The following is a 17,039-nucleotide window of genomic DNA, read 5'->3' on the forward strand; positions in this document are numbered from 1 at the left end:
ATCAAACTATTATATAATCTATATATGCAAATCTAGTAAAATCCTATATATTAAATTTAAAATTAATAAAATAAGCTTAGGTGAATTTACCTAAGCTTATTTTTAATATATATATAATTATTTTAATTCTGGCCAGTACTCCCTATTTACTTCAATTAAATCATCCAATATATCTCTTGCAACTTTTGCACTTGGTACAGTTTTTGATAAAGTTATTGCTTGCCATAACTTTTGATATGATTTTTCTATCCATGCTTCTACAACAAGTTTTTCAACAGATACTTGCTGTTCCATTAACCCTTTTTGGAATTGTGGAATAGTTCCTATTCTAACTGGTTCCGGTCCATTATTTCCAACTAAGCATGGAATCTCAACCATTCCTGTCTTATCAAAGTTTTCTATTGCTCCATTATTCTCTACTATTAAAAGCATTCTTTCTTGAGTGTTATATGATATAGCTCTTGCTAAATCAACTATATATGAAGCATGTTCATCTATGTGTAATTCGCATCCTTCTGTTGAACCTCTTTCAATAACTTTTCTACATTCTCCAAAGACAAACTTTTCTCTTCCATCCATAACTTCATTTGCTCTTGTATATTCTTTATCTGAATGCTCAACCACATAATCTGGGAATAAATAGTATTTAAGATATGTGTTTGGAAGATAATCTTTATCAAGTTCTAATATATCTTTAGCCTTTCTAAATGTATCATTCCAACTCTCATCAGTATGCTGATGCTCATCAACATTAACTTCATATCCATGTTTTAATACATGTTCTCTAATTCTTGGCATTAAATCATTTCCTTCTTTATCAGTAATGCTTGACCACCATCCAAAATGATTTAATCCAAAGTATTTAACTATCATATCTTTTCTTGATTCAAGCCCCGCAATTTCAGCCATATGTCCTTCTATTCCAATTGGCATATCACATATATTTAAAATTTTAGAATTCGGTTTTAATCTACGAGTTGCTTCAGCTACAATTGCCGCTGGATTTGAGTAATTAAGCATCCATGCATTAGGTGAGTATCTCTCCATGTATTCTAAAATTTCTAATATTCCACCTATTGATCTCATACCATAAGAAATTCCTCCTGGTCCACATGTTTCTTGACCTACAACTCCATGCTTTAAAGGAATCTTTTCATCTAATTCTCTCATTTTATATTTACCAACTCTTATATGAGCCATTACAAAATCTACATCAGTGAATGCTTCTTCTGGATCAGTACTTGCTAAAAATTCTATATCACTTGCTTTTTCTCTTAATATGATTTCACAAGCTTTAGCAATCGTATCTTGTCTTTCTTTATCATTATCATAAAATTTAATTTTCCTTATTGGAAATTTGTCCAAATTGTCTAATAACATTAAAACTATGCCAGGTGTAAAAGTACTTCCGCCACCTGCAATAACTATTGAAAATTTCTTCATAAAAATTCCTCCCTTTTTTAACCCATTTATTTTAATATTGTTTATGTCTTTATACTATCAAAGTAAAACCCCTTAAACAATGGATTTTAGCCACTTAGGGAGTAGTCTCAATTCTTGTTAATTAGTATCATTTACTGTGAATTTTCACTATCTTTAATTTAATATTTACAAAACAAAAAGTTAGACTACTTAATAGGTAATCTAACTTTAAATATATTAACTATTTTAATTTTACTGTTATGAATAAGCACATTAGACATATAAAAAAAATAGCACTAGAACTTACAATCCTTGAAATAGCATATCTATCATTAATTATCCTAACAATATGTTTTTTACTTATATTATTCCATTTAAAATTTCTATATAAAGTTATACCTAATAGTACAACTCCAACTATATTAAATACAAATACTTGTGCTATTGTAAGAATTAATAAATTAATCTTTATAACCTCTTTATCTTTTCCTTCATCTATATCTTTTAATATTACTTTGCATAAATATCCACAAAAAGGATTTATCATTGCAATTATGAATGCAATATTTAGCATAGGATCTTCAGAAATTGCTCCTACCAAATCTCCACCAATCATTGTTGTACTCATATATAAATATATTAAAAATAATATTGGAAAAACTATAAATAACGTCATTGCTAATTTTAAGCTTCCATATTTTTTCGAATTATCAGTTATAGATTTACTATTTATCATTCCAGTATATGCTCTCATATTTATCCTCCAAACTACTTATTCATTTAGTATTCCAAATTAAAATAAATTTATTTATGTTAACCTAATAATGCTTCAAATTTTTCTCTAACTGTTGGCACAGACAATCCAACTATAACTTGTACCGCTTTTCCATTAACAACTAGTCCGTGCACCCCTGCACTTTTAAATACGCTTGCATCTTCTATTATTTTTTCATCTTTAACTGATATTCTAAGTCTTGTAGCACAATTAGTCACATCAATAATATTATCTTTTCCTCCTAGTGCTTCTAGAAATTTTTCTGCTTTACTTACATTTATATCTATTCCTTTTTCCTTTATTTCTTCCTTTCCTACTCCCTTTTTATTTTTATAATCTGATTTAGTATAAAGTTTTGTCTCTTCAGTTTCTTCTTCTCTTCCTGGAGTATTAAAGTTAAACTTTAATATTAAGTATCTAAATACAATAAAATAGATTCCTGAAAAAATAAGACCAACTATTATTTGAGTAATATAAGTATCTGAATGATATTTAAATAAAGGTATCCAATTAAGGGCCGTCCAGTCAATAAGTCCACCACAAAAGTTCCCTACAACCCCTAGTGCAAACGATACTGCTGATAAAGTTGCCGCAAGTAACGAATGTACTAAAAATAAAACTGGTGCTATAAATAAAAATGTAAATTCTAAAGGTTCAGTTATCCCTGCAACAACTGCTGTTAATGTAGCTGGTATTAAAAGTCCTAATACAATTTTTTTCTTATATGGCTTAGCTGTAGCATATAGAGTTCCCGCTATACCAATTGACCCAAATACTTTAGATAATCCATGTAGTGCAAACCCACCTGCTGGGAACATTTCCTTTAAACTTTGTGATGATGTTGCAAATTCATTTAAATGAGTTGCCCAATAAACATTTATTCCGCCTTCTACTACAGCTGCATCAAAAATAAAAGGTGAATAAATAAAATGATGTAATCCCGTTGGTAATAAAATTCTCTCAAGGAAGGTATATACCCATACTCCTATAACTCCAGATGATGTCAAGAATCCTTGAAGAGTTCCTATTAACCCTTGTACCTTTGGCCAAATAAATGCCATAATTAATGCAACTGGAATCATTATAAAGAATGATATCATAACAACAAAAGAAGATCCCTTAAAAGTCCCTAAAAATTCTGGAAGATTTGTATCAAAATATTTATCATGTAGATATACAACTATACCAGATATTAATATTGCACCTATCATCCCAGTATCTAATGTTTTTATTCCAGCAATAAGAGTTAGCCCACTACCTCCACCAACTTCTGCTGCAAAGTTAACTCCAAAATTCTCTCCCCAAAGTGATAAAAAAGCACTTAAAAAATAATTAAATGTTAGATATACTATAAGAGATTCCATACATGCACGAGCTTGTTGCTTCTTTGCAAGACCTATCGGAAGTCCAATTGCAAATAGAAGTGATAATTGTCTAAATACAGTCCAAGCACCCTCCTCAATAATAATCCATGATTTATACCATAGCCCATTATGGTCTGCCAAGGAACCCATTATTTCAGCATTTTTAAATAATATTGATAAACCTACCATAATACCAGCAAAAGCAAATAACAATACTGGCGTAAACATAGATCCCCCAAAACGTTGTATTTTCTGCATCATAACTTTTATTCTCTCCCATCTATAAAACTCTTTGTTAAAATGAGAGGCACCTTATATTCAAGATATTACCAATTATATTAAACGTTATCAAGACTTTTAAAGCATATAGGCACTCATTCTCACATATTGTGATTTCTCTCTTTATTAGTGATTTTTCACACAATTTAAAATTTAGTACTTTATAAACTGAAATGCGAAGTAATACTAATGAATTCAATATATTTGCTTAATTATTCTTTCTAAAAAATAAAAGTAAGCTTTTATTTGCTCACTTTTATTTGTTGTTATTTTTAGTTGTTAATTAAAACTTCTTCCTTGCGTTTACTCTTATACACACTATATTTTATAAATAATATCTCAACTAATATGAAAAAAGCTGTGGTCGCTTCATATTCCCTTTCGGTTCCAATATTAAGCATAGAAGTTGTTATGTATATATTTTCTTTGCTTAATCTTGCTAATTCATTATTTTTAAGCTTTGTTATTGATATTATTGGTACATTTCTTAAGTTTAAGCCCTTTGCAAAATTTATTATATGATCTGATTCTCCAGTTAAAGAAATTAATATTATAAGATCTTCTGAAGAGATAGTTCTTAAGAGCATTTCTGTCTCATCTCCACCATCTACAATATAAAAACATTCTTGACCTGATAAAAATATTCTCTTTATTTCCTGTGCTACTGATGTCTGAACAGCTCCTGTCCCATATACAAACACTCTCTTTGCTTCATAAATCGTTCTGCATATTTTAGTAAAATCTTTCTGTCTCATATCTTCAATAGATTTATTAAGATCATTACAAATCCTATTTATTATATCTTCTTCAATATAATTATTTTCATCAAGTTCCCATCTTAAATATGTTTTAAGCTCACTATATCCCTTTAATAATAGCTTTTGTGCAAATCTTAATATTGTTGTTCTTGAAACATTACACTTTGCTGCTAATTCATCAATTGTTAAGCTAGTACATTCCTTTTTATTATTAAATATATACTTCCATATGTGCATATCATTATGATTTAATTTATCATAATGTTTATTTATAAGTTCCTCAAGCTTCATGATCAATCCTCCCATCCCCTAATACAGTTAAATAACTATAACTGCTTCACTAAAATATATCTTCTCATACCACCATATTTAAGCTTTTCTTTCTGTACTTCATATCCTAATAATAAAAAATTCTTTAGACTAAAATGATTGTTTGGTGATACTGTTGCACACATAATAGATGTTTTATTTAATTTCCCTATCTCTTCTAATATCTTGCAAAGTTTTTCTTGAAGTCTATTTCCTCTATATTCTTCACTTACTATTATTGATTCAATTTGTCCTATAGTTAAAAGTTTCTCTCCTTTAATATCTATATCATGTCCATAATTATTTTTATCATATTTAAAATTTCCATAAACTCCGAGAGCTATTAATTCTTCATTCTTTGTTAGACACCCAATAACTTTTCCTTTTCCATTAATTATTTCTCTAAATTCATTCTCTGAAGTTAAGGCATACAATTCTTTATTATCAATATTCTCAATGATATTATTTTGAAGTGTCATAATTTTATGAATATAAGTCTCATCTAATTCTTTAATTTCTGCTATTATATTTAATCCATCTTTTCTTTCTAAATTTATAAGTATTTTCATTATTCACTCCCTTACTTTCTAATTCTATTTATAATTAAATATATTCATTTTACCATTTTACTGTATATTTTACTATTTATTCAATCACTTTTCTTATTTTATATAATATCATATCTAGAAAATGCTTTAATTTAAAAAGCTGATTTTGCAAAAATACAAAATCAGCTTCCAAATAACTATAATTTTATTTTTATAATTTAGTAAATCTATTTTCTTCTTTTAATTTCATATAATAATTTGCTTCTGTTATACCTTGATATGGAGCTACCCATAAAGCACCTATTCCGCATGTTATTAATGAAACTATCCACCATCCAATAAAGCTTAATTCTAGTACAAAGTAATCCCATTTATACCCTTTAATTAATCTAGCACTTTCCTCTAAGCATTGAGTTATAGATTTTTCATTATCTTCACTTAAAATATAATATGCTTGTGAGAACATAAGAGATAGTATAATTCCTGGTACTATTAATAATATTAAACCTATAGCAACAGCTATTCCCATAAGTAAATATAATCCCAAAGTTTTTAGATAAATATTAAAGTTTGAGAATAAATCTCCAAGACTTGCATTTTCATGTCTAACTAAATTTAATGAAAACTTACTAATACCAACTGAAACCAGTCCTCCAAGTAATAAAGCTATTATATTTATAGAAATAGATAAACCATAGTAAGTTGATAAAGAAGAATCTATAAATGGTAGTCTGTCAATTGTCTTTTCAAATCCTGATGAACTTATTATTATTCCATAAATTAAAAATGTCAGTACTGCAATTCCCCAATTCCCCCTTAATTGTTCCTTTGCCATAGTTTTAATTTCACTTCTACTAATCATTATTATCTCCTCCGTTTATTTTTATATATTATATGCTTATATTATATACTATATCTTCCCTATTCAAAAGGTATTATATAACTCTTTTTATAATATTAATAATTATTTAATATTATTTTTTATACTTTTTACCTTTTATTAATAGTCATACTTACATATTATTTTATAACTTATATTTTTATACTACGAAAATAAGCCTAAAGGATTTATCTCCTTTAGGCTTGTTGGTATTAAATACTTATATATTTAATATTTATATTATTCAACTTGTTTTGATGTTCCACTTTCTAATATTGAAACTATTGAGAATAATGTAAAGCATACAGCTCCAAGTCCTACCATAACACGCGCTGGAACAAAGTATGCAGCATTAAATTGTGCAGCTTCTAATAAAAATGCTGCTAAAAATAAGCAAATAAGTGCTGTTATTACTGGAATTAATGGTATTCTATTACCTAATGCACAAGATTGGCGCCATACAGCGGCAAGTAATATTACCTTACTTGAAATACTGTAACATACAAATCCAAGTCCAATCATTACATATCCTGGAGCAATCCAAGCTGGGCTCTTACATACTATAAGTATTATAATACCCCATACTAAATCTATTGTACCCATTAAAATTACGAATTTACTCCATTTCCATCTTTCTTTATTAGAGAATACATTTTGTATTTGTCTAACAATAGTTACTACTAATGCAATTAAACTTGCACATATTAGTGATATTCCTATTACTACATGTGCTGCTACAAAATGTGGTGTTATTTCTTCACTAAATATTAGATATACTCCTCTTGCAAGTCCAACTATTGTACAAATTATAGGGACAGCTATTAATGCTTTAGCTTGGCCACTTGTGAATCCACCTTTTGGTTTTTCTCCTGGTTTTAAATCATCTTCATTTTTAGTTATCATAGAAAATTTAGTTGAAGACGTTGCAACTGTTGCTACACAACAGGTTATTAATCCTACAGCAAATATTATATTTCCTGATACAAAATAAGCTGCATTATCTCCTGCTGTTCTCCAAAAATAAATACCTGCAATAACTGTAAAAATTCCACTTGCATAACCTATTATAGGTAATATCCATTTATAAAAGTTATTATATTTATTTATTATTTGTCTTATGATTGTTGCCGCAGTTGTAAATAATGCAATACATATTGCTGTTAAAAATATAAGAACATGTCCTGCAACAATAAATCCTGTTCCCGTTGCTTGTTTTAATGCATTAACATAAAAACCATATCCTAAACATACAACACCCATTAATAGTGGTATTGCACGAAACAATATGCTAATGTAAATATTCATAATTATCCCTCCAATTTTTATAAATTCAGTGGATAAATAAAAGTTAAAATATTATTTTATCAAATATTTATTTTAATTTTTATTTATTCATTGTATTAATTTTATAATATTTACACTTATCTCTAAGTACTTCTTAATTTTAATGCTACTTATAATTCAAGTCAAAGAACGAAACATGAATGTTTTTAAATAATTACTAATCGAATTTGGAGAAGTTGTAAACTTACCTATAAAAACCACTATTTTTTCACTTTTACCTTTTTATTACAATAGGTTTTTATTTTATTTTTACATTTTTTATAGTGAAAAAGATATTTACTGAACTTTTTTTAATAAACTTGTTGTTTTATTCGTATTTTTCCAGTATAATAACTTTCGTATTACGAACATTATATATAAAATCATATTTATAATTCGTAATTGTACATATTAAATCTTATTTAGGGGGACAAAATTTTGAAATTACAAAAGAGATTATTAATATTAATATCTATGATATTAATAACATCAACTACTTTCCTTGGCTGTAGCAGTTCATCAAAATCTGCTACTAACACAAAGGAAACTATAGGTATTATAGGAGCTATGAATGAGGAACTTGAAGTTCTTTTAAAAGATATGAAGGATACTAAAGAAGTTAAGAAAAATGACTTAACATTTTATGAAGGAAACTTATGGGGAAAGCCTGTAGTTGCTGTAGTATCAGGTGTTGGTAAAGTTAACGCTGCATCATGTGCGCAAATATTAGTAAGTGAATTTAAAGTTAATTCATTAATAAATATTGGTGTTGCTGGTGGAGTATCAAAGGATATCTATCCAGGAGATATAGTTATAGGGGATACTTATGTTCAACATGATGTAGATACATCAGTATTTGGAGATAAGGTTGGACAAATTCCTAGAATGGATGTTTATGATTTTAAAGCTGATGAAAAATTATTAAATTTAGCTATTGAAGCTACAAAAGATCATACAGACATTAAGTCTCATGTAGGAAGAATAGTATCAGGTGATCAATTTATTGCAAGTCATGATAAGGTAGCTGAGATTGAAAAGAATTTTAATGCTTCTGCTGTAGAAATGGAAAGTGCATCTATTGCACAAGTTGCATACCTTAATAATATTCCATTTGTAATTATCCGTTCAATTTCAGATAATGCAAATAACGGTGCAACAATGGATTATAAAGAATTTATTCCAATTGGAGTTAAAAATTCAACAGCTATATTAAAATCTATGTTTGAAAAAATGTAAAATTACTAACTACACCATAATATAATGAGGCTATATAAGTTTATTGTTAAACTTATATAGCCTCTATTTAATATCATTTATCTTTTAATTTGTTATTTACTATCATACCTACTTCTCTAAATAGATATAGTAAATAATTATTTTTGAAATAGTCATTATTATAAAGTGCCTTTATAATACAATAACACATTTTAAATCTAATCTATTTTAAATGTTATTGTTACTTTAAATAGATCTCCATCTAACCGTATATTAAAAGTTCCCCCTTGAAGTTCAACAAAGCTTTTTGCTATTGCAAGTCCAAGGCCAGAGCCTTCAGTGTTACGCGACCTATCACCTCTAACAAACCTTTCCACTATCTCCTCTTCTCCAAAATCCAATTCATTCTCTGATATATTCCTTAAGGTTATTTGCACTTTATCTTCCCTTTTTATAACATCAATATATGCTCTTGAATTCTTCATAGAATACTTAGTTATATTAAGTATAAGATTTTCAAAAACTCTAAAAGTTCTTTGGCTATCTAAAGGTAAAATTATCTTCTCTTCTGAATAACTAAACTTAAACTTTATAGTTGAGTCCTTTATTTTATCATTAAGCTCTATCATAGTTTGCTTTATTAAAGATATTATATTGACTTCTATTATATTTAAATTTATATTACCACTAGATGCCTTGCTCATTTCAAATAAATCTTCAATTAAAGCTTTAAGTCTTTGAGATTTTTTATCTAATGTTTCTATATATTGTTTTTTCTTCTCTTCATCTTTTTCACTTTTTAATAAATCTACATAAGATATTATTGATGTTAATGGAGTCTTTAAATCATGAGATACATTAGATATAAGCTCAGTTTTCATATTCTGACTTTTAACTTCTTCATCTACAGCTTTCTTAAATCCACCTTGTATCTTTTGAAGTTCATCTTTTAATTCATTAAATATACCTAAGTCTTCATCAACCTTAAAGTCTAAATTTCCACTTGACATTTCATTTGTTTGCCTAAGTAATATTTTATAATTTGATTGAATCTTCTTTTCAGACCTTTTCAGTATTATAAACATTATTACTAAGTAAATTAAAAATGTTAATAATGTTATTAAATATCCTCCGCCTCCAAAGGTATATGCCCCTATTACAACTATACAGAAACTCATAAATATAATAATAAAATTAATTACTACCATTGTAAGTATCTTTTTATTATTCTTTTCTCTTAAATCTATATTTCTAGCATATTTAAATAGTTTACCTAATCCCTTATTAAGTGTACTAAAGAATTTAACTAAAAATATATTTTGTTTAAAATATCTTTTTACTCCTTCTTTAAATATATATTTAATATATATTATTTCATAGAATATATAAGTAAAACACATAAACCAATATGCTATATTAGCAATATATACAAAAATATTTTTAGTTTCATCAGATACTGAAAGATATGAAGAAAAAACAAATGTATCTTCTATAGTTTTAAGCATAATCGAACTTGGTGCTTGTATTATTAAAAACAATATAAATACAGTGAGTAGTATATTTATTTCAAAGGGTAGCTTTTTAAATATCTTAAACCCAATAATTTTCTTTAATAATTTATATGGAATAAATATTGCAAGTAATATAAGTATCACTAGTGGTATACTTATATATATAAATGATTCAGAATTTATTGCTTGTTCTATAGCACTATTTTTATAATAAACACCCCTAGGGACCCCAAAAGCTACTGTAGCATCTTTTATAGGTTCTAAATAATGACTTGGAATTCTACTCTTTTCTGATGCCAATTTAATATTTCTTTTAAAGTTCTCCTCAGTATCTCCCCATATATCTGTTATTGTTAAATTCCCATTCTTATCAAAATCCATAATTACATAAAAATCAAAATTAATCTTTCCAAACCTTTTATCCTCATTGTTATATAATAATTCTACTATTCCAGAGATACCACTACCACCATGCACATCATTTACTTTATTGATTGAATAAGATCCCATCATATAATCATTTAAATATTCTTTCCATTCTGGAAATAGACTATTATTAAATTCCTCTATAAAGTTTGCATAGTACTTATATTTATCCTTAACTAAAATATCATATTTAACTTCTTCTACTTCATCTGTATTTTCATCTACTTTACTTCCTAATGTCCAAAAATAACTAGAATACATCGACCCATATATCTTTTCATAAAATTTTTCATTTCTATTGAAGTTATCAAAATTCGATCTATATTCTTCATTTATTTTAGGATACATCATACATAATCCTATAGAAACTATCATTATAAGACTTAAAATTATTGCACTTATCTTCTTTTTATCATTAAACTTTTCTAACTTATTATTAAATTTTTTCAAATTTATAGCCAACTCCCCATACCACCTTTAAATATTTTGGATTCTTAGGATCTATCTCTATCTTTTCTCTTATATTTCTTATATGAACCATAACTGTATCAGTATTTACAGCTTGTTCATTCCAAACCCTTTCATATATCTCATCTGAAGAGAACACCCTTCCTGCACTCTTCATAAGTAAATGTAATATCTTAAATTCTATTGGCGTTGTCTTTATTAATTCCCCATCTAAAGTAATCTCTTTGCTATCTACATCAAGCTCTAATCCACCAATAATAACTTTATTTTCTTTTTCTTTTGTCTCTTCCACAATATTTAAATACTTTGCATATCTTCTAAGCTGTGAATTAACTCTAGCTAAAAGCTCTAAAGAATTAAAAGGTTTAGATACATAATCATCTGCTCCTATATTAAGTCCAAGTATCTTGTCCATTTCTTCTGATTTTGCAGATAACATTATAACTGGAAAATCATACTTTTCTCTAAGCTTCATAGTAAAGGCTATACCATCCATAATTGGCATCATTATATCAACTATTGCTAAATGAATATTTTCTTTTTCAATTACTTTCAAGCTTTCAGAACCGTTATAACCCTTGAAAACTTTGTATCCTTGATTAACTAGATATATCTCTATAGCATCAGCTATCTCCCTTTTATCTTCAACTACTAAAACATTATATGATTTCATATCTTAAATACCCCTTTTCTCATCCCTTTACGTCCCCATTATATAACATATTAGTAAATAAGTATTTATATTTTTAGTATATATTTTAATATTTTATATATTATTGTATTCCACTCCTTTCAATTGATATATTTATATTTTAGAGTACAATTTTAAAGATAATTTACTAATAAATCTAAAGACTTTCTAAAGACTTTTTTAAAGAATAAAAAAAGAGATAAGACTAAATACAAAATGTATTATTTCTTAACTCTTTTAAAATAAAATATTTAAAGATTATCTAATACTTAAAGTAACTTTTAAATAATCATCCTCTTCAACTTCTCTTTTAAATCCTTCATTTTCAAAAATCTTTATTGATATTTCATTGTCACTACTAATAAATGCACTTACTATTTTAATATCATCTCTATTTTCTTTAATGAAATTTACTATATAGTGTATTAAAGCCTTTCCGTATCCCCTTCCTCTTTCATCTCTATCAACACTATAACTAATTATAGCTTCATCGCCATTTCCTGATACTTCAAAGGATACTTGACCTAGTGGAACTAAATCTTCTTCTATAACAAATAAATTATCTAATTTGCTATCAAACCATGAATTAAATTCTTCTAAATCCATTTCTTTTTTGTAACGTGAAAATCTTATTACATCTTCATCATTAATCCATTTAAATAATATATCAAAATCTTCTAGATGTCCTCTTCTTATCATTTTAAAACTCCCATTTCTAATTTATATTTTCTATATATAAGTATACACAATAATTATCATAAAAAAAATATATTTAACCTATTTAGCTATAGCCAGTATAATTTAATTAGGGAGGCGTCTACTATGATAAATATTGATAGTTTTATTAGAACCACTATAAATACATTAAAGAAAATCAATGTGAATGATTCAATAGATATTAGACCTTTTAAGAAAGATAGAAAAATCTTAATTATAAAAAATGAACATTCCTTTGATGTAATAGAAGATGGTTTTTTTCAATGTGAGTATAGAGATCTAAAGCTTGATAAATTAAAGAAATTTTTAAAAACTCTAAAAAAACGTGAATTTCCAAGAAGCAGTAAATTATGGTTTAATATTATATCCTCTAATTAAGGAGATGAATAAATGAAGGAAAATATAATTATTGAAGACAATAATATCTTAAAGAAATTCTTCAAAGCAAATAAAAAATATGAAGAATTAATTATAAATAATATACTTTTTAGACTTCCAGATATAATAAAAAGTAGTCCTTACAAAATTAAATCAGTTCAAAGCTACATATATAATGGTAAAACTATCTATGAATATAAAATTCCACTAGATAATGCTATTAACTGTAGAGTTGCTTACACAAATTATAATAATAAAATAAAAGTATTTTTTATATCAAATACTATTATTAAACGTGAGTTTGTAAAATTATTATCTAATATGTCTGGTGTTTCAAAGTCTTGATTCAATCTTTTATTACTCTAATAACTTTAAAAAATAAAATATATATTATTTTAAAGGACATAGTTAAAACTAACTATGTCCTTCATTTTTAACGATTATATTTTATTTTTTCTTTCTTAAGAAAGTAACTCCAAGTGCTGATGCTATTATTCCAAAAATACTCATAGCACCTGTATTCATACCTGTACTTGGTATATTACCTGAACCACCGCCTGATATTCCTGGTGTTGTTGGATTACTTAGTTTTCCTGGCTTATTTCCATTTCCTGAGTTTTCACCATTTCCTGGCTTTTCTGGCTTCTCAGTTTTTTCTGGTTTTGTATTATTAATTTCCAGTTTGCTTTGTGCATCTTCTATAGCTTTAATGGCATCATCTATTTCCTCTTGAGTAGCTTTTTTATCTTTTAAAACTTTCTTAGCATCCTTTAATACATCTTTAAATGCCTTAAAAGTCTCTTTAGTATAATCTTTTTCATTTAACTTTTCTGCAGCGTTTATTGCATTTTCTAAAGCTGTTCTATCTACTTCATCTACCTCTGGAGTTTCTTCTCTATCTTCTAACTTACTTATTGCATCTTCTATAGCTTTAGTTGCATTATCTACTTCTTCTTGAGTTGCATCTTCTTTGTTATCTATATTTTTAGCTACATCTACTGCATCCTTTAAGGCTTTATAGCTTTCAACTGTATAGTCATCTTTATTTAAGCTTTCAGCCTTAGCTATAGTATCATTTAATTGATCTTTATTAACCTCTGGCTTTTCAGCTTCCTCTTGTCCAACTTTAATAGATAAATTAGTATTTATATTATTAGATAAATTTGTTACTTTTCCAGTAGTAGTTACTATGTCTAAACCATCTTGGGATTTAATCACTATATTTTTACTTCCAGTTGATATATCTGAAGGTATTATTCCCCTATATACTACTGACTTACCATCTTTATATTCTTTCATATTTAATTGTACTTCTCTATCTCCAATTAATATTTTAATATCTCTATTTCCAAATAAACTTATTGTTTGATTAAAGTTAACCATTATATTAATTTCTTCTCCAGGTAAATAACTCAAATCATTATCTAAAGTTTCTGTACTTACTATTTCAGCGGCCTTAGCACTCTCTATTAAATCTGTCTTTATATAATCTAAACTCATCTTTCTATATGACATTTCAGCACTACCTGTTCCTTCATATAATAATCCAACATCCCCATTTTGAAGTTCTGTTAAGCATGAGTATGCAAAATGTCCTGAAATGATACTTTGATTATATTTCCAATCAAATTCATATTTTTTCTCACCATTTTCATAAGTTCCAATTTCATTAATTACACCTATTCTGACTGTTCCATTCCTTCTATTAGGATAAACTTCATCTGGATTTGCAAAAATAACAGCAGGTTTTCCATCAACTGTTTTACTATAATTTATTACGCTTAATTGACAATATGGTTCTCTTAAATTTCTATCCTCAGTAACATCTTCATGCCAAGTTTCACCACCATCAAAGCTTGTTGCAATTCTAACATAATCTCCTGTATTTCTCATAAATAATTTTAATTGACCATCTGGCATTTCAACCACTTGACACTCTGTTAATTGATTTCCTGATTTTATAGTATCAGAATTCGCTGACTGATCACTTCTTGAATCATTTGGAGACTCTCCAATATTCCATGTATTACCATTGTCATCACTATATATCACAGCACTTGATTGGAATCCATTTGGATTAGTATAGTATACAGGGAATACTATTCTTCCTTTCTTCTCTCCACTTTTTATTTGAATTCCTCTTCCTGGTCCAGTACCTAGGAATTTCATCCAATCTTTTTTAACTTGTCCTGATATAAGTTCTGGCTCACTCCAAGTCTTACCATCATCAGTGCTCTCTACTAATGCAAGATATGCTGTACCATAAGCTTTTAATTTAGATGTTGGAAGGAAGGTGTTTCCTATAGCCTTAGCTTTTCCATCTTCATATAAATAATTATTTGCATCTACTCTATAAGCAGTTTCTATACCATCTGAATCAAATACTCTTCCACTTGGCTTTATATAATATTTATTGCCTTGACCTGCTTGTCCTGATGTACCTTCTCCATCAAATAAAAGCATACAATTCTCTCCTTGGAATTCTTCAAAACCAGTTCCTTGTCTTGATGCTCCAAATCCATACCCTTCCGGAAATGCTGTTATAAATAAGAATATTTTACCATTATCTACTTGAAGTAGTGAAGAATCTATTACTGATGCATTACCTGGATAGTCTATTATTTTTTGTCCATCTATCCAAGTTTCTCCTCCATCTTCACTTCTCTTAATTGCTGCATCTATATTATTTGGTGAATCTCCACCATGATTTATTCTAGCATCTATTCCCGCAATCATCGTTCCTTTGTTAGTCGTAATTAAAGATGGAATTCTAAATGCTTTTGATCCTAAATCATTTGGCTTAAATACATCAACTGGATCACTTATATAAGCGCCTTCTGGTAAAGGTAACTTATCAGTTTTCGTCTCCTCAGTCTTTTTTACTAAATAGTCATCTGCTAATGCTATATCATATATATCTATAAAATCTATATCTCCAGTAAAGTTATATTCATTTCCATTTAGTCTATCTGTCTTTCCTACATCAACACTATTTATTCCTTCAATATCAAATATAAATTTTAAATCTTCCCTTTTATCAAACTTAACTTTTTTTCCATTTAGATAAAGTGAATATCCTAGTCCTTCTTCTGCTTTAAATGCTAAAGTATTTATTCCTTTATTTAGACTTACATCAATATTCCCTTTAATATTGAATGAATTTGTACCTTCATTTCTTATTTCATACCCTACACCTCCATTTTGTACATATAAATGGAAGTGATTATTATTCTTTTTATTATTACTAGCACTGAAAATTGTCTGTATTCCATCTCCTTTTACATCAAACTTTGCAATTATTGTCCCTTGATTTAGAGAATTTATTTTATTTAAATCAGAATTAAAGTTTCCATTAGCTCCATTTTCTATTCTTAAATTATTGTATTCCGATACCTTTTTAGCCATTCCAGTAGTCTCATATACATTAACCTCAGCAATACTTGCAAATCCTCCAACACCTTCAAGTACTTTTATTGTTATATTATCTGTTTCTATTGGATTTTCAAATCTAATTACATTAGTTAAAATATCTGTTCTTAATGTCCCACTATGAACAACCTCATTATTTGAAATTATTTCATACCTTTTTATTTTTCCATTATCCTCTGAAAGTCTAGAATCTAATTTTATTGATGATACTACTCTCTCTTTCCCTAAATCTAATGTAAGACTTTGAGGTAATTCATCACTTTCATCCCATTTTGTATGCCACATAGTTTCCAAATTTCCATCTATAGCACTTATAGCAGGATCGACACTCTGCTCTGATGTGGCTGTAGCTTTTATCTCACTTTGATCTATTACACTTTCAATAACAGGTTTCTTTTGAGCATTATTTGGACTCGCCTTAGCCAAAATAACTTGAATCCCACTATTGCTTAATATTATTGTAGTAAGTATTAAGGCTACTATTTTTTTTCTATTCATAAGACCTCCTCATAAATTAAAATTTTATATAAAAGGACATAGCTTAAT

General features: G+C 27.5%; 14 protein-coding genes. 3 read left to right on the forward strand and 11 right to left on the reverse strand.

Features of this window, described 5'->3' with window-relative positions; genetic code table 11:
* Positions 1-117: 117 nt before the first annotated feature.
* The 7 genes from K5V21_RS02555 to K5V21_RS02585 all read right to left on the reverse strand — a co-directional run bounded on the left by K5V21_RS02555 (position 118) and on the right by K5V21_RS02585 (position 7,640).
* Complete coding sequence (locus K5V21_RS02555; RefSeq protein WP_221858879.1) at positions 118-1,443, reverse strand: 6-phospho-alpha-glucosidase; 1,326 nt, start codon at positions 1,441-1,443, stop codon at positions 118-120.
* A gap of 220 nt (positions 1,444-1,663) precedes the next feature.
* On the reverse strand, positions 1,664-2,176 hold the full coding sequence (locus K5V21_RS02560) for a hypothetical protein (protein ID WP_221858881.1): 513 nt from the start codon (positions 2,174-2,176) through the stop codon (positions 1,664-1,666).
* Between the two features lie 59 nt (positions 2,177-2,235).
* Positions 2,236-3,822 carry an alpha-glucoside-specific PTS transporter subunit IIBC gene (locus tag K5V21_RS02565; RefSeq protein ID WP_221858882.1) on the reverse strand — a complete coding sequence of 529 codons (1,587 nt, stop codon included), beginning with the start codon at positions 3,820-3,822 and terminating at the stop codon, positions 2,236-2,238.
* A gap of 290 nt (positions 3,823-4,112) precedes the next feature.
* Complete coding sequence (locus tag K5V21_RS02570; protein ID WP_221858883.1) at positions 4,113-4,889, reverse strand: MurR/RpiR family transcriptional regulator; 777 nt, start codon at positions 4,887-4,889, stop codon at positions 4,113-4,115.
* A 35-nt stretch (positions 4,890-4,924) separates the two neighbouring features.
* Positions 4,925-5,476 carry an N-acetyltransferase gene (locus K5V21_RS02575; RefSeq protein ID WP_221858884.1) on the reverse strand — a complete coding sequence of 184 codons (552 nt, stop codon included), beginning with the start codon at positions 5,474-5,476 and terminating at the stop codon, positions 4,925-4,927.
* Between the two features lie 190 nt (positions 5,477-5,666).
* The gene (locus K5V21_RS02580; RefSeq protein ID WP_245000616.1) at positions 5,667-6,317 is read right to left on the reverse strand and encodes a DUF975 family protein; all 651 of its coding nucleotides are present in this window, start codon (positions 6,315-6,317) and stop codon (positions 5,667-5,669) included.
* Between the two features lie 258 nt (positions 6,318-6,575).
* On the reverse strand, positions 6,576-7,640 hold the full coding sequence (locus K5V21_RS02585; protein WP_221858885.1) for a DUF2776 family protein: 1,065 nt from the start codon (positions 7,638-7,640) through the stop codon (positions 6,576-6,578).
* A gap of 492 nt (positions 7,641-8,132) precedes the next feature.
* Here K5V21_RS02585 and K5V21_RS02590 point away from each other — a divergent pair, with 492 nt between their 5' ends.
* Complete coding sequence (locus K5V21_RS02590) at positions 8,133-8,894, forward strand: 5'-methylthioadenosine/adenosylhomocysteine nucleosidase (RefSeq protein WP_221859175.1); 762 nt, start codon at positions 8,133-8,135, stop codon at positions 8,892-8,894.
* 197 nt (positions 8,895-9,091) lie between these two features.
* Here the strand turns inward: K5V21_RS02590 and K5V21_RS02595 are convergent, their stop codons facing one another.
* The 3 genes from K5V21_RS02595 to K5V21_RS02605 form a co-directional block, all read right to left on the reverse strand.
* Positions 9,092-11,260, reverse strand: coding sequence for a sensor histidine kinase (locus K5V21_RS02595; protein WP_221858886.1), 2,169 nt, complete (start codon positions 11,258-11,260; stop codon positions 9,092-9,094).
* A complete protein-coding gene (locus K5V21_RS02600) occupies positions 11,247-11,951 on the reverse strand; it encodes a response regulator transcription factor (RefSeq protein WP_221858887.1) in 705 nt (234 codons plus the stop codon). The genes K5V21_RS02595 and K5V21_RS02600 overlap by 14 nt, the downstream gene beginning before the upstream one ends.
* A 276-nt stretch (positions 11,952-12,227) precedes the next feature.
* Positions 12,228-12,668 carry a GNAT family N-acetyltransferase gene (locus tag K5V21_RS02605; protein WP_221858888.1) on the reverse strand — a complete coding sequence of 147 codons (441 nt, stop codon included), beginning with the start codon at positions 12,666-12,668 and terminating at the stop codon, positions 12,228-12,230.
* Positions 12,669-12,791: 123 nt separating this feature from the next.
* Between K5V21_RS02605 and K5V21_RS02610 the strand changes: the two genes are divergently transcribed.
* Together K5V21_RS02610 and K5V21_RS02615 are read left to right on the forward strand one after the other, a co-directional pair.
* Positions 12,792-13,064: a hypothetical protein gene (locus tag K5V21_RS02610; protein WP_221858890.1), complete on the forward strand. Its 273-nt coding sequence runs from the start codon at positions 12,792-12,794 to the stop codon at positions 13,062-13,064.
* A gap of 12 nt (positions 13,065-13,076) precedes the next feature.
* Complete coding sequence (locus tag K5V21_RS02615; protein WP_221858892.1) at positions 13,077-13,409, forward strand: hypothetical protein; 333 nt, start codon at positions 13,077-13,079, stop codon at positions 13,407-13,409.
* Between the two features lie 102 nt (positions 13,410-13,511).
* Here the strand turns inward: K5V21_RS02615 and K5V21_RS02620 are convergent, their stop codons facing one another.
* The gene (locus K5V21_RS02620) at positions 13,512-16,991 is read right to left on the reverse strand and encodes a sialidase domain-containing protein (RefSeq protein ID WP_221858894.1); all 3,480 of its coding nucleotides are present in this window, start codon (positions 16,989-16,991) and stop codon (positions 13,512-13,514) included.
* Positions 16,992-17,039: the final 48 nt, after the last annotated feature.

The sequence above is a fragment of the Clostridium sardiniense genome, assembly GCF_019753795.1.
GTDB lineage: Bacteria > Bacillota > Clostridia > Clostridiales > Clostridiaceae > Clostridium > Clostridium sardiniense.